Genomic DNA, 26,195 nt, shown 5'->3' on the forward strand with positions numbered 1-26,195 from the left:
TCATTTAACTTCATACAACACCACACTAGTGGGTTGCAATTTTATTTCTTGCCCTGTAGTTAAATGTTCAGGTGCTTCAGAACCAGGCCCAGACCATGATTTATCTGCGGAGTCTAATTGTTTTTGAGCATTGCGTTGAATCGGCAGGGCAGTTGTGACTGGAGACGAATTAAAATTTAGCACAAATATCAATTCACTTGATTCGTTCCAACGACGCACAAAAACTAACTGCTTATCTTCATCGCTGCTAGCTTGAATGAAGTTACGGTCTTTGTTGAGAAGTACTGGATGTGTCTGGCGTAAATTAATTAATTGGCGATACCAATCTAGTAATATTTTGTGCTGTCCCTGGTTGCGTAATTCCCAATTGAGTTTAGAACGCAAAAAGGTTTCTGCTGATTCTGGGTCTGGTGGATCATCTGCATAGTGAAACGCTTCAAATTCTTGTTTACGTCCGGCGCGAACCGCTTGAATTAAATCAGGATCGGAGTGACTGACAAAGTAAATAAAGGGTGCAGTTTCTCCGTATTCTTCGCCCATGAATAACAGCGGGAGATTTGGTGACAGCAAGACAGCCCCGGCTGCTAATTTTAATCCCTCAAAAGAAAGACGCTCAGTCAGGCGTTCTCCTTTCATTTGATTGCCGATTTGATCGTGGTTCTGAATGCATACCACGAATTGTGATAAAGGGCGATCGCGACAAGATATGCCATGATATCGCTTGCGATGGGGAGCGTATTTCCAATCATAGACAAAAGTATCTTCGTAAGCTTTTGCCAAGTTGGCACATTGCCCAAAATCTTGATAATATCCTAAGCGATCGCCTGTTAAAAGTGCGTGCAAACTATGGTGAAAATCATCACTCCACTGAGCATCAAGACCATATCCACCCAGTTCTGCTGGACGAATTATTTGCGGATTATTTAAGTCACTTTCAGCAATTAAGTGACGTTTCCATTTTTGCCCTTGTTGCCCTTGCGAGAAGTTATGAACTGCTTCAGCCAGTTCCCACAAAAAGTGTTTGGCTCCCAGGTCATAAATTGCCTGAATCGCATCAAGCCGCAATGCATCAATGTGGAATTCCCGCAACCAGTAAAGTGCATTTTCGATGAAATAATTCCGCACACCTTGGCTCAAGGCATCATCGAAATTCATCGCGTTGCCCCACGGCGTCTTATAGGTTTTAGTAAAGTAGGGCGCGAACTGACCCATGTAGTTACCTTCTGGGCCAAAGTGGTTGTAGACTACATCCAGCACTACAGAAATACCGTGTTGATGACAGGCATTTACTAGTTGCTTGAGATCAGCTGGACTACCGTAGGAATTTTGCACAGCATAAGAGTAAACCCCGTCATAACCCCAGTTACGGTATGCCAAAGACGGCTCAATATGAGTATCTCCAGGAAACTGGGCAATGGGCATGATTTCAATCGCGTTAATCCCCAGTTCTTTTAAGTCTTGCAGGCGGGGAATGATTGCTGTGAATGTTCCTTCAGGGGTGAATGTGCCAACGTGGAGTTCATATAAAATCATCGACTCCAAAGGAACGCCAGTCCAGGCTTCATCTGTCCACTCAAACTGTTGATCGATAATTTGAGATGGGCCATGAACTCCTTCGGGTTGATACTGCGATGCCGGATCAGCAAAGGCATCTTGCTCATTCACTACATACTTATAAAGCGTACCAGGATAGACATCATTTACTTTCGTCTGCCAGTATCCCTCTGCTTGAGGTTTCAGCGGAATTACTTGCGGTTCTGGCGTCAAAACCTGCACCGCAACGCTATCTAATAGCGGAGACCAAACTGTAAACTCGCACTCTCCGTTACCCAAGTAGTTAGCACCAATTCTCACGCAGTATCCTCCCAATAGATAGATAATCTGTTGTGTCAGATTGTGGCATGAGTCTAAGTGCGCTTAATTGCACCCTGTTTACAACCACGCCAGATAGCATAATGGTTGGTATGCCAGACTTTTCGCTAGCACCTGAAGGCTGAATTTATTAGCAAAAAAGTCTATCTATGGGAGTTAGGAGTCAGGAGCCAGTATTTATTCTCTCCTCTGCTCCCCTGCCCCTACTTAGCACGTGCTTTTAAGCGGGTTGCTGTGCTTCTGCGAATGCGTAGCCCGCCGCAGGCATCGCTTTTACGAACACCACCCGCCATGACATATTCATAACTATCTTTACCATATTTAAAGGCAACCCCAATCAGCATCCTCTGAGAAAGATCGCTCAAACTTTTTTCTAAATCTCTAATTTCTTCTAGAGATGAATCAATCTCAGTTAAAGCGTTATTATTATGCATTTCTAACCCGATCGCTCGTACTTGCATTAGTTATTTATTTTGCAGTTACCATCCACGCAGTATGAAGATTCATAAGTACTAGAACGCTTACCAAAGATGGTGTAACGATTATCGCGGATTTGTTCGTAAAAGCGATCGCCTGCCCATTTAATTCCAGGCAATGCCCGATAAGCATCTACAAATATACTTCCCAAAGGTAATAACCGCCCAATCTCTTCAGCTGCGTTACTGCCTTGCCAACGTCTTTGCGGTTGATTGCCATCGATTAAAATCATACCCTGTTCGCAATCTTGAGCAGTAATTCCCCACTGAGAAAGTGTCTGCTCATCTTGCATAGGAGCATAGCGAAACAGTTTTCCTTGGTCTAAGGTTTCTAATAACTGCACTAAGGTAACGCAGAGATTACAATTGCCATCGTAAATCACATAATAATTCATACAAACAAAAGCTTTATACTTCTAGCTTTAAATCGCTGGCTTTATCTATAATAGATAAAATTAAGTTACTTTTTGTAAACTTAATTTTCCACCGTGCAGAAAAAGTACCCAGCTTATTTTACAAACTAAGTATACACTTACACCTTAACCCATAATAATTTCTGGAGTGAGAAGGATGCCAGAAGAGAAAATCTTAACTGTTGATTTTGCTCATCAAGATGCTTGTTCAGAAATACTGCCGCGATCGCCGCTGCTTTCTAGTTACCATGCATCTTGGAAAGGTTTTCGCTTAGATCATCATCAACAACCTGCTCATGAAACTCCCGAACACTCCAGCCAACAGCATATTATCGCCATTAGCCTCCAAAATAATGTAACAAAAGCAGAGCGGGTACTAGACGGACGCTTCCAGTATGAGAATATCATCAATGGTGATGTTGCAGTTATTCCCGCCAATACTCATCACATATCGCGCTGGCAGTCAGAAGGTAAATTTCTACTTATTACTCTAGAACCAGCTTTTTTCACTCGTGCTATCTTGGAGTCAGGAGATTTTCAAGATGTTGACTTGATACCACACTTTGCTAGACCCGATCTTCTAATTCAACAAATTGGTTTGGCACTTAAGTCAGAATTAGAATCTGATGGTATGGGTAGTCTAATTTATATCGAATCTCTAGCAACTACACTTTGCATTCACTTGCTCAGACACTATTGTGCATTTAGTGAAACAAGTGCAAAACTTTCTAAAGATAAGGGTCTTTCGCGAACAAAGCTACGGCAAGCAATCTCATATATTCACGAGAACTTAGAGAAGGAATTATCATTAGTTGAAATTGCGGATGTCGTCGGCATGAGTATGTATCATTTTTCGCGTTTGTTCAAACAGTCAATCGGTTTTGCACCTCATCAATATGTGCTGAATTGTAGAATTGAAAAAGCAAAAAAGCTATTATCTCGGACTGAAATCACAATAGAGCAAATCTGCCAGCAAGTGGGATTTCACAATCAGAGTCATTTTACAAATGTCTTTCGCAAATTAATAGGTATAACGCCCAAAGCCTACAGAGAAAAAGTCAGCCAGTAAAGACGCTATTAATCGCGTCTGTCAAAAGTCAGAGACGCGATTATACTCTTACGAGAAGCTGCCCTTCGAGCGTCTACGCGTCTGTACAAGATTCAAAAATCATTGCTCAGTATTTATTCCTCTTGTCTCTTCTGCTCTCACTCCCTACCTCACTCCTACTGATACATAATGTCGTCGAGCTTAAGCTGTAAATTTGGTAAGAGATAAGAGGAAATAGTATCTCCTAAGCGATATTGTTTCTGCTGGTATACACCGTTAACTAGCTGACAAACAGTGAAGGTAGGTTGTTTGGGATTGCCGATAAATTGCAAACCACCCAAGCCGCGAAAGTCCACAATCCAATATTCTGAAATATTAAGAAAAGCATATTCTTCAACTTTTCTTGCATAATCATCTTGCCAATTATTACTGACAACTTCAGCAACAAGCTTAATTGTACTGCCGTTACAAATAATAGGTTCTTTTTGCCAAAGTGGTTCTTTATTAAGTTCTGATTTATCTAAAACAATTACGTCAGGACGCAACGCTGTGGCTTCAGCAGCAGGAGGTTTTATCAGACAATTTTTTGGAATTAGCCAGTTGAAATTAGAATTAAAAATTTCGACATAGATTTTACCAGCGATACTACCTGCAACAGCTTCATGGGGGCCTGTAGGTTCCATATCCCTTAGTTCTCCGTCGATTAGTTCGTAGCGTGTGTTGTCACCATATTGGGCTATGAATTCCTCGAAGGTAAGTAGTTTAGAAGAGGTGTAGGTCATAGGTCTTGTTTTGACTTGACGTAGCCTTATTGTAAGCAATTAAAAATTCAATCTGAATTCTGTACAGATGCGCTGTTTGAAGTGTCTCTATTTCTGAATTCTGCTGTATCATTCCCTTGGAATGGTATTTGCTGAGTTTTTCCACTAGTGAGAAAATATTCATGAGATACAAACTCTTGGGCAAAAGCGGGTTAAGAGTCTCTGAACTCTCTTTGGGAACCATGACCTTTGGTGAAGACTGGGGTTGGGGTGCATCTGTTGACGAAAGCCGTAAAATCTTTGACACGTTTGTGGAAGCGGGGGGCAATTTCATTGATACTGCCAACGGTTACACCGATGGGAGCAGTGAAAAAATTGTCGGTGAGTTCATTGCTAAAGAACGAGAACGTTTTGTAGTTGCTACTAAATATTCTTTTCCCTTACGGATGAATGAGCATAAGAGCGACCCTAATGCTAGTGGTAATCATCGCAAGAACTTGATTCAATCGTTAGAAGGTAGCCTGAAACGTTTGAATACCGACTATATTGATTTATTCTGGTTGCACGCTTGGGATTTCACCACACCAGTAGAAGAAGTGTTGCGATCGCTTGATGATGTAGTACGTCAAGGTAAAGTACTCTATATTGGCATTTCTGATACACCTGCGTGGATTATTGCCCAAGCCAATACCATCGCCCATTATCAAGGATGGACGCAGTTTGTAGCGCTGCAAATAGAGTATAGTTTAATTCAACGAACACCAGAACGAGATTTACTGCCATTGGCAAAAGCCTTTGATTTAGCAGTGACGCCGTGGTCACCCTTGGGTGGTGGTGTCCTAACAGGTAAGTATAATAAGCCTCCGCAAGCAGGCGCGGAACAGGCGCGATTAGCAAATGCAGCCGCAGGAACTATTTCAGAACGCAGTTTAGCAATTGCTGAGGTAGTCAGCCAAGTTGCAGCAGAAATTGGTCATTCACCCTCACAGGTAGCACTAGCTTGGTTACGCGCTCAAAGTAGCGTGATTATCCCGATTGTTGGGGCGCGTAAGCTGAGTCAGTTTCAAGATAATTTAGCTTCTCTTGATCTCACCCTTTCCCCAGAACATCTGCAACGCTTGGATGAAGTCAGCCGAATTGAACTAGGTTTTCCCCATGACTTCTTGGCAAACGATACGATTCGCGATCGCCTTTTTGGTGGCACATTTAGCACAATCGACAACCACCGCATTTAACCCAATAGTCTTAAACAGTAACACATTCAGCCATTAATTCCCTCTATCACCAGAGAGTTTCGCATAACCAACGATTATCTGTAAAGTTAGTTAACAGAAGGCATTAGATAGAAACATGAGCGACAACACCCTAGCATCACGTCTTTACCCTACCCGCATTGACATCCCAGCCGAAGCGCGGGTGCAAATCGTGGTACTTCTCAACAAAACCTTAGCTGCTACTTTGGATCTGCAAACTCAGACAAAGCAAGCGCATTGGAACGTTAAAGGAACTGACTTCTATCAGTTGCACGAATTATTTGATGAAATTGCTACTGAATTAGAAGAGTACATCGATATGGTAGCCGAACGCGTCACCGCTTTAGGTGGATACGCTTTAGGAACAGCTCGTGCTGCTGCTAGCAATTCAATTTTACCAGAGTATCCCTTTGATATTTTGGATGGCAAAGATCATGTAACAGCTTTGGCAGATCGTTTTGCACCCTATGCTAAACATCTTAGAGAAGCGATCGCTAAAACTGATGAATTAGGCGACCTCGATACCGCTGACCTTTACACTGAAATTTCTCGCACCATTGATAAGCGACTCTGGTTCTTAGAGGCTCATTTGCAAGTTGCCGAAATTAAAGCAGAGAATGGTGCAGCGGGTGCTACTAAAACTCAAAAGACAACTGCTGCTGTAAGATAAGCACTTTTGAGAAATAAACTGACTTTTCAATCTTGTCGATTCAAGGAATCAGAAGTCAGAATATTTAACCCTTCTAACTCCTGACTCTTATTCTCAAACCTAGTAGTATCTTTTTGGTAAGTACGCCACTTTTTAGTGCGTACTTTTCATTTATATGTACATACTTTACTATTGAAATAGTTCAAAGTTAAGTCTAATACCAATTTGAAAAAAGAATATGACAAATAGCCAATTTGTAGAGACGCGATGAATCGCGTCTTCACCCAAGTATGTGTTGCAATCATTAATTGAATTGGTATAAGTCGATCAAGATCATAAAATATAAATCTGTCACTGCGAGTGGAACAAAGTGAAACGTAGGCAGAGTCTTCCCGCAAAGTAGTAGTTGTAAAGGGTTGGGATTACTTTGCTTCGTTTGCAATGACAGTATTTATTTCTGTCTAGTAACTTAATGCTAATTAATGATGAAGTGCTTAATTTCTTGAGATTAAAGCTTGATTAACAGCGAGGTAAATTTATGTCTCAAAATACAATTACTCATTTAATTCATGATAGAAATGCTCGCGGTCATGCTCAGTTTGGCTGGCTTGATAGTTATCACACATTTTCTTTTGGTAGTTTTTACGATCCCGACCGTATGGGATTCCGCTCTCTGCGCGTAATTAACGATGATCGCATTGCTCCTGGTGCAGGATTCCCTACTCACAGCCATCGAGACATGGAAATTCTCACCTATGTCTTAGAAGGTGCGGTAGAGCATAAAGACAGCTTGGGTACAGGTTCAGTAATTCGTCCTGGTGACGCACAGATTATGAGTGCTGGTACTGGAATCAGCCACAGCGAATTTAATCCTTCGCCAACTGAACCATTACACTTGTTGCAAATCTGGATTTTACCTAATCAGGAAGGGTTGACACCAAGATATGAACAAAAACATTTTCCCTTAGAAGAAAAGCGCGGCAAACTCCGTTTAATTGCTGCTAAAGATGGACGTGACGGTGCTGTAACAGTTTACCAAGATGTAGATTTATACACCTCTGTTTTAGAGGAAGGTGATGTTGTTAATTATCAAGTCAAACCAGATCGTTATGCTTGGTTACAAATAGCTCAAGGTATAGTCAACTTAAATGGCGAGGAACTAAGAGCAGGCGATGGTGTGCAAATCAACGGCGAAGAACAGCTAGAAATTAGCACCGACATCGGCGGCGAAATCTTGCTTTTCGATTTAGGTTAATATCCCAATAGAATTTGTAGAGACGTTGCAATGCAACGTCTCTACATGGTTGGGTAGACCAAGGCGAACAACATGATTCGACTCCGCTCACCAGCCGCTCGCCAGCTGCTCAGTGACCGCCGCAGGCATCGCAAAATGAATTTGAATATAATCCTTAGAATTAAATATTGATTTTATCCAATCACCATCACTCAGGCATAACTGGACTCAAAGGGTCTAAAGGACTTGTAAAAACAAAATATATTACACCAGCTCCGAGAATCATAATAGCGAGACTGAACAGGAGTACCCAACGGTCTGTAGGTTCATAGGTATCTTCTTCGATATCACGGCGCACAGCGAAATAATGTCCCGTAGAAAGCCAGACTGTGACTAAACCCACCAACGAGAAGACTAAACCTAACTTCCAACCTGTGCCAGGACGAGGTACAAGGGGTACTTGAAAGGCACGCAAACGCACAATTACTACACCAAAACCCAACAGAGCAATCCCTGTCCGCATCCAAGCGAGGTAGGTACGTTCATTTGCTAAATGATCCCGTATTCGCGACGGATTCAGTCGTCCAGCTTTCTTTTTCTCTTTATCTTCCTCTGTTGATTTGGATTGTAACTGCATTAATAACACCCTTAGCCCCAAGAATATCCCTTTTACAATAATGCCAAAGCACTTACCAATCTCTTTCCAGATGAGTCCTATCCAACGAGGTAGTTGAACTCCCGGAATATACTTGTTATGCCTATGCATTTTCAAACCTTATCTTAATGCAGATATCTAAATAAAATCAAGCATGACATCACAAAAATCAGCCAAGATTCAGAGAGCTTTTTAACGAGCGCTTGTTCTATTTTTTTCTCTGAATTTAAGCTCTTACCTGATATATGTATATTGAAAAAATTTGTTCAAAATCATCCCAATCATTCACAAAATTATTACTTTAGTCATATAAAAACTTAGCGATCGCAGACAATCAAGTTAACTTATAAACAGGTAGCACTAGACACATACTAGTGTGACAATGGCGTAACGTTGCATTTACTTATGAGAAAAATAATGTCAAGATGACGAAATTGTTGACACTAGTTGCGCTGAAGGCAGCGAAGCCGTAGTAATTGCAGTGACTATACCGCTTCTTAGCGGAAGCCTTGATTTTCATGCTTGCTCAAAAGGAAGCAGCCATATGCTCTGCTCCTCGGCTTGACTGGAATTGACGAATTTTACTTCAGATGTTTTAACCCGGTATTTATGCTCAATTTATACTTTAGTCAAGGGAATTGATAGAAGCAAATGCTTTTTTTTGTCAAAATGATAAAGATTAGTGATTAAATATTTGATACTAGGCTTTAGGAATACCTCAGATGGCAGGGATGACGCTTGAGCAGCTAAAAATCTTTATAGCCGTGGCGGAACACCTACACTTTACACGTGCAGCGGAAGAACTTTATATTACGCAACCTGCGGTGAGTGCCGCAATCCACAATTTGGAGCAGGAATATGGAGTGAAACTATTTCATCGGATTGGCCGCCATATCGAAATTGCGGAGGCGGGTAAGTTATTACAAGTGGAAGCACAGAAAATTCTTGATCAAGTCACCTTGACAGAAAGGGGATTGCGGGAATTGAATAATCTGCAACGAGGTGAATTGAAATTAGGATCAAGTCTAACAATTGGTAACTATTGGCTTCCCACTAAGATTAGCGAGTTTAAGCGGCAATATCCTGGTATCCAAATCAACTGTACTCTCGCCAATGCAGAGACGATTTGTGTAGGTACTGCGATGGGACAGTTTGACTTAGGTTTAGTGGAAGGAGATGTCAAGCCGGCGCTTCAGAGTACTCTGGAGTACGAAATTATGGGGAGCGATCGCTTACAAATTGTTGTCGGCAAAACTCACCCTTGGTTTGAGCGAGGAGAAGTTAAGTTAACAGAACTGACTCAAACTCCTTGGGTGATGCGAGTACCTGAATCTGGCACACAGCAAAGGTTTGAGGAAGCTTTAATCAATTGGGGTATCAATCTGAGCGAACTTGATGTAATTTTAGTGTTCAACAGTGGTGAGATGGCAAAAGCCGCGATTGAAAATGGCGTAGGTGCAACAGGAATTTCTGACTTGATGGTTGAAAAAGAAATACAGCTTGGGACTCTACGGGCGATTCGAGTCATTGATAATAGACAAGAATCTGCTGGTGCGATCGTCGAAATAGTTCGACCCTTCTTCAAACTCAAGCATCGGCAGCGTTTTCAAACAGCCCTCGCCAAAGTTTTTGAACAGACGCTGATTTCGTCATCCACTAAAGAACATCCATCGTACCAGACAGCTGAACTTAATCTCAAGAGGTAGAGGTTTCAAACTCACGTTAATATAGCAGCCTTAAATTATTCGTGAACTGTAAGAACCCCGTTTTTCTATGAAATCGGGGTTTGGATACTTTCAATTATCATCAACCAAATAGAATTGCTACATGACATTTTCGGACTTTTAATCACATATTTTAAAAAAATTAATACAAATATTTAAAAAACTGATTAGCCATGACTTTTTCATGCTGTCAAAAAGTAATGATTAACTTAATGTTTAATATATTAGTTAAAACAAAATATAAAAATCAAAGCTCAAGAAAACCAAAAAAAAGTATTCTTATTATTTTAATAACTGAAATTAATAATCTAAAACCCCTGTAATATAGCGAATAATTGATATCTTAAAAATCTTTAAATTGAACTTGCTATCTATTTTTACAGCAGATTAAAAGTTAATTATATATAAATTTTAAATTCAAAAACTATATATATATAAGTAACTTTACTCCTGATTTCTGCTGTATATTAAGCTCCGTATTTGGCTCATATTACAAGTATATTATTCCATAAATTAATAAAAATTAGGCTGTTGTTTTCAGATTGCATTAATAGATTCAATCTCTGAGAAAGAATAATAAAAAACGCTAGGATATTGTGAAGTTTTGGTAATCATTACAACCTTATGTCAGGTAGAAGTTGTATTTTTTTGTCACAACAGTATTTCGAAGAATTTAAATTTAGCAAGATTAAAATATTTTCCGCAATAAATAAAAACTAGCCGGAGTAGCTCAATTGTAAGTAAAGTAAATATTGTCGTTTGTTGTAATCTAAATTTAAGCATTCATCTTTCGGTAGATTTAGACAAAACTAAAGAAATAGTATATTTAGATCGGCTAACATATAATTCCCCAGAAAACATCATGCTAAAACAGTACCTTCAATATCAACAGATAAAATCCTGATTGAGTTCTAGTTAATTTGTTCCTTAGGTTCCTCGTAAGCCATGACATCCCCTGAGCCTCAAACTAATTTTGAAGACAATCTTCCACAAACCTCATTTGAGCCACCCCCTAGAAAACGGCGGTGGCTTTGGTTATTGATTGCTGGGCTACTATTATTAGGCGGTGGAGCAGCAGTTGTGTGGCGTTTGCTAATTCCGAGCAATTCAGCACCTTCAACTGCTAACGTTCAACCTCCAGGGGTAAGAGTAAAGGTATCGACAGTACAAAACGGCACAATAGATGAAAGTTCAGATTTTATTGCTAACCTAGAGTCTCGGCGCTCAGTTACACTCCAGCCAAGGATTCAAGGTCAAGTCAGCCAGATATTTGTGCGATCGGGAGATCCAGTAGCCCAAGGAGCAGCAATTATCCAAGTAGACCCTAGACAGCAACAAGCTGCGGTCACTGGCATTAATGCTGCGGCTCAAGCATCTTTAGCACAAGTAGAAAATGCTCGTGCAACACTCAAATCTCTAGAAGCAGAACGTCTATCCAACCTTGCTGATGTGCAATTGAACCAGCAAGAATATCAAAGGTATTCTAGCTTGGCAGATCAAGGAGCGGTAGCTCGACAGACGAGCGATCAGTACGCTAATAAACTAGCCACAGCTAAAGCTCAACTTGGTGCAATTGATTCTAGGATTCAAGCACAACGAGCCACTATAGTGCAGGCTGAAAAATCCCTACAGCAAGCCGATGCAAATACTAACGAACAAAAAGTCCAACTTCAGTACTACAAAATTACGGCTCCTTTTAGTGGCACAGTTGGTGACATCCCAGTGAAAGTAGGTGATTTTGTTAGTACTTCGACCCAATTAGTTACCATCACTCAAAACCGACCTTTAGAAGTTAAAATTTCTGTGCCACTGGAGCGAGGGCCACAATTGCGTAAGGGAATGCCTGTGGAGGTGATGAATGCACAAGGTAAAAGTCTGGGTACAAGTAGGGTATTTTTTATTGCACCTAATGCCAGTAATGAAACGCAAGGCATACTGATCAAAGCCCTCTTTAACAACTCTAGAGGTCAGCTGCGTGCAGATCAATTGGTGAGAGCTAGAGTGATTTGGAATCAGCGCCCAGGAATCTTAGTTCCAACAACAGCAGTAACTCGTGTAGCCGGGGAAACTTTTGTTTATGTTGTTGAAACAGAGAAATCTCCTCAAGGTGTATCCCAACAAGTAGCTCGGCAAAAGCGAGTGCAGTTAGGCGATATCAGAGCTAATAATTACCAAGTTATCGAAGGATTACAGCCAGAAGATAAAGTTATTATCTCCGGGCTGCTCAATCTCAGGGATGGCGTTCCTATAGTTGCAGAATCTTAAATGGGGCATGGGACATAGGGCATGGGGCATGGAGCATGAGGCATGGAGCATAAGGAATAGAAGTTAATCACTTGTTCCGCAATCCTCAATGCCCATTACCCCTTCGCCCCTAATCCCCAAAGGGGGCCCCGAGTTCCCCAGAGGGGGCCCCACCTTCCCCAATCCCCAAAGTAGCACTTACCAAATACCAATATATAATCCCTAATGTTTGTTGACTTTTTTATTAAGCGGCCTGTATTTACCAGTGTTTGCGCCATTATCATTCTGCTGGTGGGAGCAATTAGTATCCCAACACTGCCTACGGCGCAATATCCAGACATTAGCCCAACTCAAATTACTGTTTCTGCTAATTATGTTGGTGCTAGTGCTGAAATTGTAGAAAATACAGTAACGACTGTCTTAGAACGCCAAATTAACGGTGTCGAGGGCTTGAAGTATATGACTTCAAGCAGCAGTAACAATGGCAATAGTACGATTACAGTCACATTTGACGCATCACGGAACAAAGATATTGCAGCTGTTGATGTGCAAAATCGGATATCCGTAGCTCAACCTCAGCTGCCACAACCTGTACAGCAAACTGGAGTTACTGTTAATAAGCAGTCCAACAATATTCTTTTGGCAATGGGGTTGTACTCAGATAACAAAGAGTATGACAATATCTTTTTAAGCAACTACGCTGACCTCTACATCGTAGATGCCATCAAAAGAATTAATGGTGTAGGTGAGGCGCAAGTTTTTGGCGAACGCCGCTATGCGATGCGTCTGTGGCTCGACCCTAATCGCCTTGCTACTCGCAACCTCACCGCCCAAGATGTAATTGATGCACTTGAGGAACAAAACCTACAGGTAGGCGCTGGGCAAATCGGTCAGCAGCCATCATTACCTGGCCAGATGTATCAAATAGACTTGCAAGCTGTTAGTCGGTTGACTGATCCATCAGAATTTGCAGATATAGTGATCAAGACAGGTGCGGATGGCGCATTGATCAAACTCAGAGATGTGGGTAGGGCAGAGCTAGGAGCGCAAGACTATAGCTCTTTCTTGCGGTTTAGAGGCAATGATGGCGTGGGTATCGGGATATTTCCTACACCAGGAAGTAACGCCTTGGATGTTGCTAAAGCAGTAAAAGCCGAAATGGCGCGATTGGCACAACGTTTCCCACCAGGGATGAAATACCAGGTGGCGTTTGATACAACAACTTTTGTAGAAGCATCTTTAGCGGAAGTTGTCAAGACATTACTAGAAGCGATCGCTCTTGTTGTTTTAGTAATTTATATCTTCTTGCAGGACTGGCGCACGACACTAATTCCAGTGATTGTCATTCCCCTAACCTTAATTGGCACATTTGCCTTTATCAAGGCTTTCGGTTTTTCGATCAATACCCTGACGATGTTCGGTTTAACCTTGGCAACTGGGTTAGTGGTGGATGATGCAATTATCGTAGTTGAGAACGTTTCTCGCTTAATCGAAGATGAAGGAATGTCGCCGCGCAAGGCTGCCTCCGAATCAATGCGGGAATTGTTCGGAGCGGTGATTGCCACCTCTCTAGTACTAATGGCTGTATTTGTCCCCGTCGCCTTTTTCCCAGGAACTACAGGACAAATATATAAGCAATTTGCGCTAACGATCGCCTTTTCAATGGTGATTTCTACCTTTCTGGCTATTACCCTGACTCCTTCCCTTTCAGCTTTATTGCTGCGTCGGGGGCAAAGACCACGTGGCTGGTTGGGTAAGATTTTTAATCAGGTTAACAGATTTATTGATTGGTTACGCCGGGGATATGAGCGATCGCTAATTCGCCTCAATCGCATCAAAGCGATCGTTGTGCTGCTATTTATCTTGTCCTTGGCTTTTACAGGCTGGCTTTATACCCGTGTACCCACAGCATTTATCCCCGATGAAGACCAAGGCTATTTCATCACCATTATTCAAGGCCCAGAGGGAGTTTCACTCAACTACACTAGCGATGTTATGGCTCAGGTAGAAAAAGAAATTCTCAAACTACCAGAAGTCACAGGTACATTCGCCATAGGCGGCTTTGGTTTTAGTGGCAACTCAGCTAATAGTGGTGCGATTTTTACGACCCTCAAACCTTGGCAAGAGCGTCACGAACCCGATCAGTCAGCCGCAGCAATCATCGGCAAGCTAGGAGGAGTGTTATCGGCAATTCCTGAAGCGAGAATTTTTCCTGTGAATCCGCCATCGATTCAGGGTTTAGGCAGTTTTGGTGGGTTTCAATTTGAGTTACAAGACAGACAAGGTAACAGCGGTTTAAATAACCTGTTGCAAGTCATGGGTCAGTTACTCCAACGCGGTAATCAAACCCCAGGATTGCAAGCCGTATTTAGCACTTTTAGTGCAAATACACCGCAGATGTTAATTGAAGTAGACCGCAACAAAGCTAAATCTTTGCAAGTTGATGTAGACGATATTTTCAATACCCTCCAGAGTTACTTGGGTTCGCGGTACGTCAACGACTTTAATTTGCAACAACGCACTTATCGCGTGTACGTCCAAGCAGACGCGCAGTTTCGCTCTAACCCAGAAGATATTGGCAAATTATACGTTCGCTCTGCAACCAATCAAATGATTGCCCTCAGCAATCTCGTGAAAGTTAGACCGACTACGGGAGCGCAAACTATCAATCATTACAACTTGTTCCGCGCTATTGAAATCAACGGTGCAGCTGCTCCTGGTTACAGTTCTGGACAAGCAACTGACGCGATGGAGAAACTAGCAAATGAGATTTTGCCTGCAAGTATGGGTTATGAATGGTCAGGGATTACCGCAGAAGAAAAAGAATCTGGTGGTTTAGCGCCCTTAATTTTTGCATTGGGACTTGTGTTTGTATTTCTGGTGCTAGCGGCACAGTATGAGAACTACGTTGACCCACTGATTATTATGCTCTCAGTTCCCCTAGCTATCTTAGGGGCGCTCTCAGCGCAGTCATTGCGAGGTTTAGCCAACGATGTGTATTGTCAAGTTGGTCTAGTGATGTTGATTGGTCTGGCAAGTAAAAACGCCATTCTGATTGTAGAATTTGCCAACCAACTGCGGGAGCAAGGTCTTTCGATAAGTAAAGCGGCGATACAAGCATCACAAGAGCGTTTGCGGCCTATCCTGATGACTTCTTTATCTTTTATTCTGGGTATCTGGCCATTGGTCAATCCCGAAGGAGCAGGAGCAGCCAGTAGAAAATCTCTTGGTACAGCAGTTGCTGGAGGGACGATTGTCTCTACTTTGTTGAGTTTATTTATCGTACCGATTCTATATATCGTAATCGGAAACATTCGCGATCGCTTAAGTCGCGGTCAAAAACCACAGCAGCTAGATTCAAATCTTGAGGACAAACTTCCTTCTACTAGTCATCGGTAGGGAGTTAGGAGTTTGGAGTTTGGAGTTTGGAGTTTGGAGTTAGTCCTCCTTGTCCCCACTCTCCCACTCTCCCACTCCCCCACTCCCCCACTCCCCCACTCCCCCACTCTCCTACTCTCCACTCCCCCACTCCCCCACTCAGCACTTTTTTAAAGAGGTAAATCTATGGCATCTCTAGCAGGCAAAGTCTCAATTATCACTGGTGCATCGCGCGGAATTGGACGAGCGATCGCACTTAAGTTAGCAGGTAATGGTGCTTCTGTTGTTGTTAACTATGCAGGTAATGCAAATAAAGCCCAAGAAGTTGTTGCAGACATTGAAAAGCTGGGAGTAGAAGCAATTTCTGTACAAGCTGATGTGAGTAAGGTGGCTGATATCCAACGGCTATTTGAGCAAACAATTCAACGTTTTGGTAAAGTCGATATTTTGGTTAACAATGCCGGAACGGTAATTTATAAACCAATTACAGAAGTAACAGAAGAAGAATTTGACAAAATTTTTGCAGTTAACGTTAAAGGTACTTATTTTGCTTGTCAACAAGCCGCGCAACATTTGGCAGAAGGTGGACGTATTATCAACTTTTCTTCATCAACTACAGCGATGATGCTGCCAACTTATAGTGTTTATGTAGCAACTAAAGGTGCTGTTGAACAAATTACGCGGGTACTAGCTAAAGAATTAGGTACAAAAGGAATTGCAGTTAACGTTATTTCTCCTGGCCCTACAGATACAGAACTTTTTCGAGAAGGCAAAACAGAAGAACAAATTAACCGTTTAGCCCAAGGAGCAGCCTTTGGCAAACTGGGAGATGTCCAAGAAATTGCCGATGTAGTAGCATTTCTTGCTAGCAATGAAGCACGTTGGATAACTGGGCAAAATATCCGTGTTAACGGTGGAATTGCATGAGATGATGTTTGAAATAAAGATTCTGCTCGTTGTAAAAGCTAATATTTTTTGATATGGGAGGCTTCCCAATGGCACTGCGATCGCATAGTATATGTCTGGTTCCACTAGTTTTCTCTTTACTTAGTGTGGATGCAAGTACGGCAAAAGCGATCGCTCAGACTACGTTTCCATTCAATGCAGCCTATGAAACAGAAGTAAATCTGATACCTATACCATCAACCGACGTATCAAAAGCATTTGTCTCAGGCTTTAATCCTGATGCTCCGTACGGTTTGACTAACTTTTTAAGCATAGACAACTACAGCCGAATTGACCCCGATACTGGTAATCTCGTATTCGTTCAAGACCCAACAAAATTTGGTTTACAAGGCTTCCCAATTGGTAGAGACGAGTTTTTTGGTAGTGGCGATGATAAACTCTTTGGCAGCAGTAGCGCTACCGCTTCATTTGACTTTATCAACCGCCAATTAGTAGGTTCTGGCACTTTAACTATCACTGGTGGTACAGGCAGATTTAGCGGTGCTACAGGCATATTTAACTTTAGTGAAATTGAGTCACTCGATCAAGATCCAACTGCCCCCTTGAAAGGACGAGCTTTTTTGAGTGGTTCGTTCCAGACGCCGCAGACAATTCCAGAACCGAGAACTAACGCAACACTATTCGGTATATGTGTAATTGGAATTGGTTTGATATCACGCAGACGTTTCCTTTGAGCTAATGGGTGAATTATGGCATTCATAAACAATTGATATTTGGGTAGATATTGTATAGGGCATATGCCTTACATTCAATCAATATTTAATTAAAAGAGAAGTCTGAATGTAGAATTCATAATTCAGAATGCAATTAGTAGAATATTTAGCAGAAAGTCTAAGCGGAGGAAACCTCAGATCAGAACTTTCCAAGACAGACTCGCCACCTAGAAGCACCACAAAATTTTCAATTTGATGGAGGACTTGAATCCATTTATTCACCACACTGACTCAAATTCAATTCTGAATTCTTTCTGTTTTATAATTATCCTAAAGCAGCTAATATAACAGGTAACTAAATACAGATTGAGAGACGTTGCAGAGAACATTTCTCAACAATGTATATATCAGCGCATTCAACCTGTTTTTTAGTTTGTTTTCAGCAGTAAATATTACTTCGCAAGCATCCAAAACTTATGGATTTATCCAACTTTACTACACTCCAAAACTTAGAAGCTGCCTTCGGTGGCGAATCGATGGCAAATCGCAAGTATCTGTATTTTGCGGAAGTAGCACGAAAACTTGGGTTTACAGATTTGGCGAAACTTTTTAAAGAAACAGCCGAACAAGAAACTGAACACGCTTTTGCACATTTTGAGTTACTACATCCAGAACTTGTAGTAGAAAATGCTGCGGCTTTAACTGACGAACAAAAGAAGGAAATTGTATCTCGTTGTTTATCTTTGGCGATTGAAGGTGAAACTTATGAGTACACTACAATGTATCCAGAGTTTGCCACAGCTGCTCAACGCGATCGCGATAATCCCGCAGCCGAAGAATTTCTCAAGCAAGTTAAAGAATCCACTGATCATGCTAATGTATTTCGTGAAGCAGCACACCGATTTGGCTTATTAAAACCCATCGAAAATTACCACGCTGATCGCTACGCTGAAGCTTTAGAAGTATTAAATGGAGGACAAGCAGCAACCAGGGTTGCAGGGGATGATCCGAAAACTCGTAAATGGATTTGCGTAAAATGCAGCTTAATTTATGATCCAGTTGCTGGCGATCCTGATTCAGGAATTGCACCTGGTACACCTTTTGAAGAAATTCCCGATGATTGGGAGTGTCCAATCTGCGGTGCTAGCAAAAAGACTTTTAAACTATTTCAGGAAAAAGTTGCCGCTTAAAAGTAATTTAAACTAGGCACTTTTGTTGCACGAAAACGCGAGGTTTCTAGACTAGAAGCTTCGCGTTCTTGATTATTTAAACACAGAGAATATATTATGCATTCCGCAGACAATGAGAAATTTGAGCGCCGTAAGCCAGTTTATCAAGAACTTAATTTTCAGATTGTTTGTGCAGTTACCTTAATTGCTGTGCTTGGAGTGTCTAGTGTAACTCCAGCTTTTCCTAAGCTAGCTACAGTATTAAACATCAATCCAAAGGATTTTGGATTGTTAGTAACAGTATTTACTTTACCTGCTTTTATATTAGGGCCTGTTATTGGTGTTGTAGCTGATAGATGGGGCAGAAAAAAAATTCTAGTTCCTTCACTATTTTTATTTGCTATTGCTGGTACAGCTTGCGCTTTTGCTCGTGATTTTAATTTGTTGTTATTTTTGCGTTTACTGCAAGGAATTGGAGCTGCTTCTTTGCTTTCTCTTAGTATCACCTTAATCGGTGATTTATATACAGAAGATAGACGCACTACTGCAATGGGGTACAGCGCTAGCATTAGCAGCGTTGGTACAGCAACTTATCCGATAATTGGCGGTGCATTAGCAACAATGGGATGGTATTATCCCTTTATACTGCCAATATTCGCAATTCCTATTGGCTTACTGGTGTTATTTGTACTAAAAAATCCAGAACCAAAAGGCGATGTCTACGACGGGCTACGCCAACGCAACCTCCAAGAATATTTACGCAATGCCGTAAAAGTTTTGCAAAATCGCCAGTTATTTGGGCTTTTTATTGCCAGTGCTGCTAATTTCGTTTTCCTTTATGGTGCTTACGTCACTTATTTACCACAACTAATTAACGATACATTCAAAGCACCACCTACAGTAATTGGATTACTACTTTCTAGTGTTTCTGTGGCAATTACTATCACATCTGCTCAATTAGGTAGATTAGCAAGAAGATTTCCAGCCACTAATTTAATTAGTGCATCTTATATTTTGTATGCTTTAGCTATGTTTATTGTTCCCTTTGTGCCAAACATTTGGTTACTATTAATTCCTAGTACAATTTTTGGTATTGGTTTAGGTATTGGTTTTCCTAGTATCCAAACTCTTTTAGCAGATTTAGCACCAAGAGAATATTTGGCGACGATTATATCGGTAAATGGCACATTCTTTGGTTTAGGGCAAACCTTGGGGCCGTTATTGATGGGTTATGCCTTTGGTTTTGGTGGCATTAGTAGCGTGTTTTATGCAGCAACGGGTTTTGCAATTTTGATATTTTTTGTGTTTAGATATTGTACTTGTCGATAAACGATATATTGGGTTTCATAATTGTAAATGTCGTCAAAAACATAGAAATTGTAGGGTGCGTTAAGCGTTGCCATAACGATTCAATTAATGATTGCAACACATCCTTGGGTGAAGACGCGATTCATCGCGTCTCTACAGCATGGTTTATTTGTCACATTCTTTTTTAAAACTGGTATAAGTCAATCTCAAATTTTACACGCTCAATCCTGATTTTTAACGGATCTGCTATAATCACCCACTGCTCTTTTAGAAGTGCTTGTTTTACAGCATCATGAAATAGGTCTTTAGCAGCCATTTCTCCTCATATTGCAGCAAAAGCAATAAACTTAATTCTCACTTGCCAATTTCCGTCGCAATTGGCGAATGGCTGCGCTAGTATTACGCTCGTAAGCAATTTGCAAACATTCTGTGACTATCTCTGAGACATTGATGTTGGGCAGATATCGGCTGCTGGTTTCAAGAATGTAGCGATCGCCCTGCAAATTATAAATCACAAGTTGGTTCTTTCTCCACAACCATACTTCTGGCACGCGATAAGGCAGATAGTCATTTACGTCTGTGTAACTGATTATATCTATCTCCACCACTAAATCAGGTGATGGATCAACACCCCAATTGATCCGATTTTTACCTGTTATTGCTGACCAATTTTCAATATAAAAACAGTAATCTGGTTCAATACCACTTTTTTCTGGCAGTTCCATTGTGATTGGCGTAAATGACTCGTATTCTTGTCCCAGATGATCGAGCAAAACTTTGACTACATCTGCAATCACGCTTACTTTGCGCCCGTGTTCTGGTAGCGGAGCCATCAAGAAAATTTCTCCATCTCGATACTTAATGCGAGGAGAAGAGCGATCGCCCAATTGCTGATTTAATATTTGATAGTCTTGCCAACTTCCAGGTAGGTGGAGTACTGCACCTGGGGGTAAATGGATTTTCTCTGGTGTGACAATAGCAAACATAGAACTGATACCTCCACCTCAACTGTAATGCTTGAGATATCATTTGCTGCGACTGAAAAAAACAGCAGCTGCGATAATTAAACCTAAAAGTGCTAAGGGAACCCAGAGATTAGGGATATCTGAAAAATTCATATTTATAGCTTACGAATTACGAATTACGAATTACGAATTATGAATTATTTTAAGCCGATGCCTCCTTTAGCGAATTCTTCAACGGTTTTTTGGGAAAATTCATGAGTTGCGATCGCCTGTAACATCGCTAAAGGTAAAGTTAGATGATCCGCTCCAGCTTGCAATGAGGCTGCTGCTTCTTCAGGTGATTTAATACTAGCTGCTAATATTTCTGTATCGCTACCTTTGAGTACACTAGCCATATCTCGTACTAAAGCAATACCATCTCCTAATAATCGGGAAGCACGATTTACATAGGCTATGGCAATTTTTGCCCCTGCTTCTCGTGCTACTGCTGCTTGTGCTGCACTATAAATTGCTGTCACTGAACAAGTAATTTCTGGTGAAAGACTCGCTACCACTTCAAACCCTAGCGGTGTTGCGGGAATCTTCAAAATCGTTTGCGAACCAATAATCTCAAATGCTTTTCGTCCTTCAGCTAGCATTCCAGCTTTATCTGATGCTACGAGTTGATAGTATAACGGGCCATTCGTCAAGGCAACCAATTTTTTCAGCGTCGTTTCAGGAGGGGTATCGCTTTGAGCTAACAGTGTAGGATTTGTGGTAACGCCCTTTACCCAACCCCAATCCTTGGTAAGTTCAGCTTCCGATGCGATCGCTGAGTCTAAATAAATTGCCATTATCAGCCCCCTAATAAACTCTAACTAAGACTCTGCTTCCCGATATTAATGCACAATCACTAAGTGCAGCTCTTTTAACATAGCTTTCAGGGATAATTGCTTTTATACAGCGGCCTGCACGGAGAACTTAATATGACATCTCCAGAAACAGTTACATGGCTACAAGAACGCACATCTTTAGGAATTCTCTCATCTGAGGTGTTAGATGCGATCGCCGAAGTGATTGAAGAACAAGTTGTGCCAGCAGATAAAGACTTAGTTAATGAAGGTACTCATCCAGAAGCGCTTTATATTCTCCAAGAAGGTCACCTCGAAAGCAATACCACCAATCAAAACAACCCAGCTTTCGCTTACGGATTGCTTCCTGGTTCAGTCATCAATCTCAAAGAATTGCTGTTGGATGAATTAATTCCATTCACAATCACTGCTATAACAGAATCTCATTTGTGGGTTGTGCCTGCTGATAAATTTCGCCCATTAGTCACTCAATATCCCGAAATTAATCAGGCTTTCTCCCGCCAATTAGCTCAAGAGTTAGCTCAAGCTACATCTGCTCTTGGCTACGAACAAGAACGTTCTCTCGCTTTGCGACCATATTTAGTTACCAAGGCGCAACGGGGAATTGTCGGTACAAGTCGTTATGCTGTACGTCTGCGTGAGCAAATTAGAGAAGCTGCTGCTGACCGCAAGTCAGTAGATATTTTCGGGGAACCAGGGTTAGAAAAAGACAATATCGCAGCTCTCATCCACTTTGGTTCTGCAAAACGGCGTGAACCAATTATAAAAGTCAATTGCGGGATTGTGCAAACTAGCGGTGCAGATTTATTTGGTCGTGCTGGCGGTAAACCAGGACTGTTGGAATGGCTGGGGGAAGGTACTTTAGTTCTTAACAATATCCAAGAATTACCTAAAGAGTTATTACCTGCTGTGACACAGTTGCTCAAAACTGGCACGTATACCCCCGTGACTCGTTCTGGAGAACCAGAAGTTGAACCTCGTCCTAGCAAAGCCAGAATTCTGATTGTTTCTGAAGCAAGTCAGCCGACAATTGAGCGCTCTGTCGGTCATATTATAAAAGTACCGCCGCTACGGGTACGGAAAGGTGATATCCAAACCCAGGTGGAATACTATATTAGTCTTTACACGCGGGCAAGAGGGATTTCTAAACCGCACATTACCCCAGAAGCGTTGCGTCGCTTGCAGTCTTATGATTTCCCTGGTAATCTCAAAGAATTAAAAAATCTTGTAGAACGGGCAATTGTTCAAGCGGAAAATGCTAGTGAACTCACAGAAGAAATCTTCTGGCCAGCTGAAACTAAGAAAAAACGATTTCGGGTAAATCTTTTAAATGTCTATCCTGATTTTCGGAAATTTCTGCGTAGTGCGTGGTGGCCCGATCGCATTAATTATGGCTTCACTGCCGCTGCTTTTGCCTTCATCGTCGGCGTATTATTTATAGGGCCGCAAACACGCGATCGCAATTTTGCCTTAAATCTATTTTGGGCTTTTTGGTGGCCTTTCTTTCTGTTTATCTTGCCCTTTTTGGGTCGTGTTTGGTGTTCTATTTGTCCTTTCATGATTTACGGGGAAATTACCCAAAAGCTATCTCTATGGCTGTTTCCGCGACAGCTCAAACGCTGGCCACGGGAGCAAGCTGAGAAATGGGGCGGATGGTTCCTATTTGGGTTGTTCGCTTTAATTTTCTTATGGGAAGAACTCTGGAACTTAGAAAATACTGCTTATCTCTCCGCTTGTTTATTACTGTTAATTACCGCTGGGGCAATGATTTTCTCAGCGATTTTTGAGCGGCGGTTTTGGTGTCGATATCTCTGCCCCATTGGTGGGATGAATGGATTATTTGCCAAACTCTCTATGACTGAACTTCGGGCGCAGCAAGGGATTTGTTCTGCAAGTTGCACCACTTATCAGTGCTATAAAGGCGGGCCGCAAAAAGGCGAAGGCATGGAAACTAATGGCTGTCCGTTGTATTCGCACCCAGCGCAGTTAGAAGATAACAGAGATTGCGTGCTGTGTATGACTTGCCTGAAAGCTTGTCCCCACCGTTCCGTCGAGTTTAATTTGCGTCCCCCTGGTATTGAACTGTGGACAACTCATAAACCGCGCACTTATGAAGTCGCATTATTGTTTTTGTTGTTGGGCGGAGTATATATACGTCGCTTGCCAGAATTACAATCTTGGTTAGGGTTGGAATTGGATTTAACACAGTTTTGGCAGCACTTAGGACTGTCGCTACTAGCTTTAACTATCCCGGCTGCTATTCCCTTTTTGGCACACGGCTTGTTGAAACTGTTCAATTTTCAACGTAAACCGCGAGCATTTTTAGAACTTGCTTATGGCTACCTACCATTAGTGTTGGGAGCTAACTTTGCTCACTACTTGCGTTTGGGCTTGACAGAAGGCGGACGAATTTTACCTGTGACTTTCGCTACCTTTGGTCTTAGCGGTGAGCAATTACCAATATTAGTCGCTCATCCTGCTGTGATTGAGTTTTTGCAAGGTGCAACCATAATTTTATCAGTGTTGCTGACGATATTGTTAACGCAAAAAATTGCGCGGCAACCACTGCGATCGCTTCTTTGGCAACACATAGGAGCAATTGGGTTGGGAGCAACTATGTGGGCAATTATCGTCGCACAGTAAAAGTTAGTCTGTAGGGGAGCCAGTGCGTTGCGGAGGTTCCCTCCGTTGTAGCAACTGGCGTTGTGTTGTCGCCAAGCGCCGCACTATCCAGATTTTCTGGCTGAAGCAAAGTCAGCCAATGCATTGGCAATGTAAGCCAATACATTAACATTGTCTACTGCTTGAAGCGATCGTCCACCGGAATTTGATAGCCGTTAGCGAGACGATTGGTCATGTTGGCGGTGGCTGCGATCGCCATTAGTTCACCAAACATAGTATCGCTCATTCCCTTAGCACGCGCTGCTGCTGTATGTGAAGCGATACAGTACTCACAGCCATTAGTTGCACTCACGGCGATATAAATTAATTCGCGCATTAGTGGATCAATCTCACCAGGACTTGTCATTACTTCCTTTACCGTTTGCCACGTTCGTTGCAGTGTAGGAGGATGATTAGCTAGGGCTTTCCAAAAGTTATTGATGTAGTCATTCTGGCGTGTAGTGCGGATGTCCTCATATACTGCACGTACCTCAGCGCTGGCATCTTCGTATTCGATTAGTTTAGTCATGTTTGAATTTAACTTCATTGATAAACAACTTACGATATATAGCAATCCTAAATGAGTTGTAAAAAAATTCCCCCCCCCGATGCTTTGGCTACGGTGTACACACAAGTCTTCTAAAGGTGTGTCACAGGCTTTTGATCCCCCTAAATCCCCCTTAAAAAGGGGGACTTTGAGAGGTTTTTGCCCCCCTTAAAAAGCAGGGCTTTAGAAATTCCCCCCTTTTTAAGGGGAGCCAGCGCGGTCTTCTCCCAAAGGGAGAGGCTAGCGCCTGCCGTAGGATGCCCGAACGCGAGTGCGTCTCCTTTAGGAGAAGGGCTGTAGGGGTCTCCTCAAGTGGAGCGACTGGCGTGGGCTAGGGGGGATCAAGGTTTCAGGCTTCAGTGCGTAAGTCCTATTAATATCATTCGTTATTTCGGCGTTCGCATTTGTTATTTCGGCGTTCGCATTTGTTATTTCGGCGTTCGCATTTGTTATTTCGGCGTTCGCATTTGTTACTTTGGCGATCGCATTTGTTATTTTGGCGTTCGCATTTGCTACTTTGGCGTTCGCATTTGTTATTTTGGCGATCGCATTTGTTACTTTGGCGTTCGCATTTGTTATTTCGGCGTTCGCATTTGTTACTTTGGCGTTCGCATTTGCTGCTTCGGCGTTCGCATTTGTTACTTTGGCGTTCGCATTTGTTACTTCGGCGTTCGCATTTGTTACTTTGGCGATCGCATTTGTTACTTTGGCGATCGCCTACGGTGGGGTTCCGCCATCGCTCTTCGGTCAAAAGCAAGACCCTGGCGGATGTCCAAGCTGAAGATGGCGGGGATTCTAAGAGAAAATCAGCTACAAAAACACTGTTTCTGTTTCAGTGAAGTGGGAAAAGTGGGAAAAGTAGGACATTTTCTAATAACCCTTGTTTATCCTGTTGATAACCTGTAACTTAGTAGCTAGTACATAGCAACTATCAAACGAAACGAATCACTTTTAAAAAAATCAGAAGTCAAGATTAGAAAGCTTTAAATAGCAAATGCATAATCTTGAGAACTATTAAATTATAAATTTTGCACAATATTCCACCACTTATTTAGAAATCAGAATTGGGAATAAATTCTGGCTTTTGATGCCAATATTGCTGTTTCGATCAGTCCAAGAGAAATTCAACTATTTGTTATCGAATCATTAAACAAAGAGCTTAAATCTGATGACACTGTATCAAGTCACTCAAACCACCGACAACGGAAATGGCGATGTGGTAGGCAGCCTCAGCTATGCTATCCGGCAAGCTAACGTCAATCCAGGAGTTGATGCGATCGAGTTACAAACGAACGTCACAATTACTGGGGTGATGAAGACCCTGCTCAACAGCGATATTGTGATGGTGGGCAACGGCAAGACCGTCAG

22 protein-coding genes and 1 pseudogene are annotated in these 26,195 nt (G+C 41.9%); 13 read left to right on the forward strand and 10 right to left on the reverse strand.

The features are described 5' to 3' along the window. The 3 genes from treZ to WKK05_RS31030 all read right to left on the reverse strand — a co-directional run bounded on the left by treZ (nucleotide 1) and on the right by WKK05_RS31030 (nucleotide 2,743). Entirely contained in the window at nucleotides 1-1,854 is a 1,854-nt protein-coding gene (gene treZ, locus WKK05_RS31020; RefSeq protein ID WP_341526841.1) for a malto-oligosyltrehalose trehalohydrolase, read from the reverse strand. Nucleotides 1,855-2,075: 221 nt separating this feature from the next. Next, the gene (locus WKK05_RS31025) at nucleotides 2,076-2,333 is read right to left on the reverse strand and encodes a hypothetical protein (RefSeq protein WP_341526842.1); all 258 of its coding nucleotides are present in this window, start codon (nucleotides 2,331-2,333) and stop codon (nucleotides 2,076-2,078) included. After that, nucleotides 2,333-2,743 (reverse strand): DCC1-like thiol-disulfide oxidoreductase family protein, encoded by a 411-nt coding sequence (locus WKK05_RS31030; RefSeq protein ID WP_341526843.1) that lies wholly within the window; start codon nucleotides 2,741-2,743, stop codon nucleotides 2,333-2,335. The genes WKK05_RS31025 and WKK05_RS31030 overlap by 1 nt, the downstream gene beginning before the upstream one ends. A gap of 175 nt (nucleotides 2,744-2,918) precedes the next feature. Here WKK05_RS31030 and WKK05_RS31035 point away from each other — a divergent pair, with 175 nt between their 5' ends. Beyond that, nucleotides 2,919-3,830: an AraC family transcriptional regulator gene (locus WKK05_RS31035; RefSeq protein ID WP_341526844.1), complete on the forward strand. Its 912-nt coding sequence runs from the start codon at nucleotides 2,919-2,921 to the stop codon at nucleotides 3,828-3,830. 155 nt (nucleotides 3,831-3,985) lie between these two features. Here the strand turns inward: WKK05_RS31035 and WKK05_RS31040 are convergent, their stop codons facing one another. Next, on the reverse strand, nucleotides 3,986-4,591 hold the full coding sequence (locus tag WKK05_RS31040) for a Uma2 family endonuclease (RefSeq protein WP_341526845.1): 606 nt from the start codon (nucleotides 4,589-4,591) through the stop codon (nucleotides 3,986-3,988). Nucleotides 4,592-4,752: 161 nt separating this feature from the next. Between WKK05_RS31040 and WKK05_RS31045 the strand changes: the two genes are divergently transcribed. From WKK05_RS31045 to WKK05_RS31055, 3 genes are all read left to right on the forward strand, one after another. Beyond that, entirely contained in the window at nucleotides 4,753-5,805 is a 1,053-nt protein-coding gene (locus WKK05_RS31045; RefSeq protein WP_341526846.1) for an aldo/keto reductase, read from the forward strand. 115 nt (nucleotides 5,806-5,920) lie between these two features. Further along, a complete protein-coding gene (gene dps, locus WKK05_RS31050; RefSeq protein ID WP_341526847.1) occupies nucleotides 5,921-6,493 on the forward strand; it encodes a DNA starvation/stationary phase protection protein Dps in 573 nt (190 codons plus the stop codon). A 517-nt stretch (nucleotides 6,494-7,010) separates the two neighbouring features. Continuing rightward, nucleotides 7,011-7,727: a pirin family protein gene (locus WKK05_RS31055; protein ID WP_341526848.1), complete on the forward strand. Its 717-nt coding sequence runs from the start codon at nucleotides 7,011-7,013 to the stop codon at nucleotides 7,725-7,727. A 187-nt stretch (nucleotides 7,728-7,914) separates the two neighbouring features. Here WKK05_RS31055 and WKK05_RS31060 read toward each other — a convergent pair whose 3' ends face one another. Beyond that, a complete protein-coding gene (locus WKK05_RS31060) occupies nucleotides 7,915-8,472 on the reverse strand; it encodes a DUF202 domain-containing protein (protein WP_341526849.1) in 558 nt (185 codons plus the stop codon). 611 nt (nucleotides 8,473-9,083) lie between these two features. On the opposite strand from WKK05_RS31060, the gene WKK05_RS31065 reads away from it, so the two are divergent. The 7 genes from WKK05_RS31065 to WKK05_RS31095 all read left to right on the forward strand — a co-directional run bounded on the left by WKK05_RS31065 (nucleotide 9,084) and on the right by WKK05_RS31095 (nucleotide 19,824). After that, nucleotides 9,084-10,067, forward strand: coding sequence for a LysR substrate-binding domain-containing protein (locus WKK05_RS31065; RefSeq protein ID WP_341526850.1), 984 nt, complete (start codon nucleotides 9,084-9,086; stop codon nucleotides 10,065-10,067). Between the two features lie 963 nt (nucleotides 10,068-11,030). Then, the gene (locus tag WKK05_RS31070; protein ID WP_341526851.1) at nucleotides 11,031-12,350 is read left to right on the forward strand and encodes an efflux RND transporter periplasmic adaptor subunit; all 1,320 of its coding nucleotides are present in this window, start codon (nucleotides 11,031-11,033) and stop codon (nucleotides 12,348-12,350) included. A 204-nt stretch (nucleotides 12,351-12,554) separates the two neighbouring features. Next, complete coding sequence (locus tag WKK05_RS31075; RefSeq protein ID WP_341526852.1) at nucleotides 12,555-15,728, forward strand: efflux RND transporter permease subunit; 3,174 nt, start codon at nucleotides 12,555-12,557, stop codon at nucleotides 15,726-15,728. Nucleotides 15,729-15,893: 165 nt separating this feature from the next. Further along, entirely contained in the window at nucleotides 15,894-16,634 is a 741-nt protein-coding gene (locus tag WKK05_RS31080; RefSeq protein WP_341526853.1) for an SDR family oxidoreductase, read from the forward strand. A 53-nt stretch (nucleotides 16,635-16,687) separates the two neighbouring features. Beyond that, complete coding sequence (locus tag WKK05_RS31085) at nucleotides 16,688-17,347, forward strand: hypothetical protein (protein WP_341526854.1); 660 nt, start codon at nucleotides 16,688-16,690, stop codon at nucleotides 17,345-17,347. 455 nt (nucleotides 17,348-17,802) lie between these two features. Then, a complete protein-coding gene (locus WKK05_RS31090; protein WP_341526855.1) occupies nucleotides 17,803-18,516 on the forward strand; it encodes a rubrerythrin family protein in 714 nt (237 codons plus the stop codon). Between the two features lie 96 nt (nucleotides 18,517-18,612). Continuing rightward, nucleotides 18,613-19,824, forward strand: a complete 1,212-nt coding sequence (locus tag WKK05_RS31095) for an MFS transporter (RefSeq protein ID WP_341526856.1) — start codon at nucleotides 18,613-18,615, stop codon at nucleotides 19,822-19,824. 175 nt (nucleotides 19,825-19,999) lie between these two features. Here the strand turns inward: WKK05_RS31095 and WKK05_RS31100 are convergent. The 3 genes and pseudogenes from WKK05_RS31100 to WKK05_RS31110 form a co-directional block, all read right to left on the reverse strand. Next, nucleotides 20,000-20,119: pseudogene (locus WKK05_RS31100) on the reverse strand (element excision factor XisH family protein); the annotation flags it as partial. 31 nt (nucleotides 20,120-20,150) lie between these two features. Beyond that, the gene (locus tag WKK05_RS31105) at nucleotides 20,151-20,789 is read right to left on the reverse strand and encodes a Uma2 family endonuclease (protein ID WP_341526857.1); all 639 of its coding nucleotides are present in this window, start codon (nucleotides 20,787-20,789) and stop codon (nucleotides 20,151-20,153) included. A 176-nt stretch (nucleotides 20,790-20,965) separates the two neighbouring features. Continuing rightward, nucleotides 20,966-21,601, reverse strand: coding sequence for a transaldolase family protein (locus WKK05_RS31110; RefSeq protein WP_341526858.1), 636 nt, complete (start codon nucleotides 21,599-21,601; stop codon nucleotides 20,966-20,968). A 132-nt stretch (nucleotides 21,602-21,733) separates the two neighbouring features. On the opposite strand from WKK05_RS31110, the gene WKK05_RS31115 reads away from it, so the two are divergent. After that, nucleotides 21,734-24,262, forward strand: a complete 2,529-nt coding sequence (locus WKK05_RS31115; RefSeq protein ID WP_341526859.1) for a sigma 54-interacting transcriptional regulator — start codon at nucleotides 21,734-21,736, stop codon at nucleotides 24,260-24,262. On the opposite strand, the gene WKK05_RS31120 is transcribed toward WKK05_RS31115, so the two are convergent. Further along, the gene (locus tag WKK05_RS31120) at nucleotides 24,246-24,413 is read right to left on the reverse strand and encodes a hypothetical protein (RefSeq protein WP_341526860.1); all 168 of its coding nucleotides are present in this window, start codon (nucleotides 24,411-24,413) and stop codon (nucleotides 24,246-24,248) included. The two genes, WKK05_RS31115 and WKK05_RS31120, sit on opposite strands and share 17 nt — an antisense overlap. Before the next feature lie 3 nt (nucleotides 24,414-24,416). Further along, nucleotides 24,417-24,809 carry a carboxymuconolactone decarboxylase family protein gene (locus tag WKK05_RS31125; RefSeq protein ID WP_341526861.1) on the reverse strand — a complete coding sequence of 131 codons (393 nt, stop codon included), beginning with the start codon at nucleotides 24,807-24,809 and terminating at the stop codon, nucleotides 24,417-24,419. A gap of 493 nt (nucleotides 24,810-25,302) precedes the next feature. Between WKK05_RS31125 and WKK05_RS31130 the strand changes: the two genes are divergently transcribed. Beyond that, on the forward strand, nucleotides 25,303-25,608 hold the full coding sequence (locus WKK05_RS31130; protein ID WP_341526862.1) for a hypothetical protein: 306 nt from the start codon (nucleotides 25,303-25,305) through the stop codon (nucleotides 25,606-25,608). Nucleotides 25,609-26,195 lie beyond the last annotated feature (587 nt).

Origin of the sequence: Nostoc sp. UHCC 0302 (assembly GCF_038096175.1) — a bacterium.
GTDB lineage: Bacteria > Cyanobacteriota > Cyanobacteriia > Cyanobacteriales > Nostocaceae > UHCC-0302.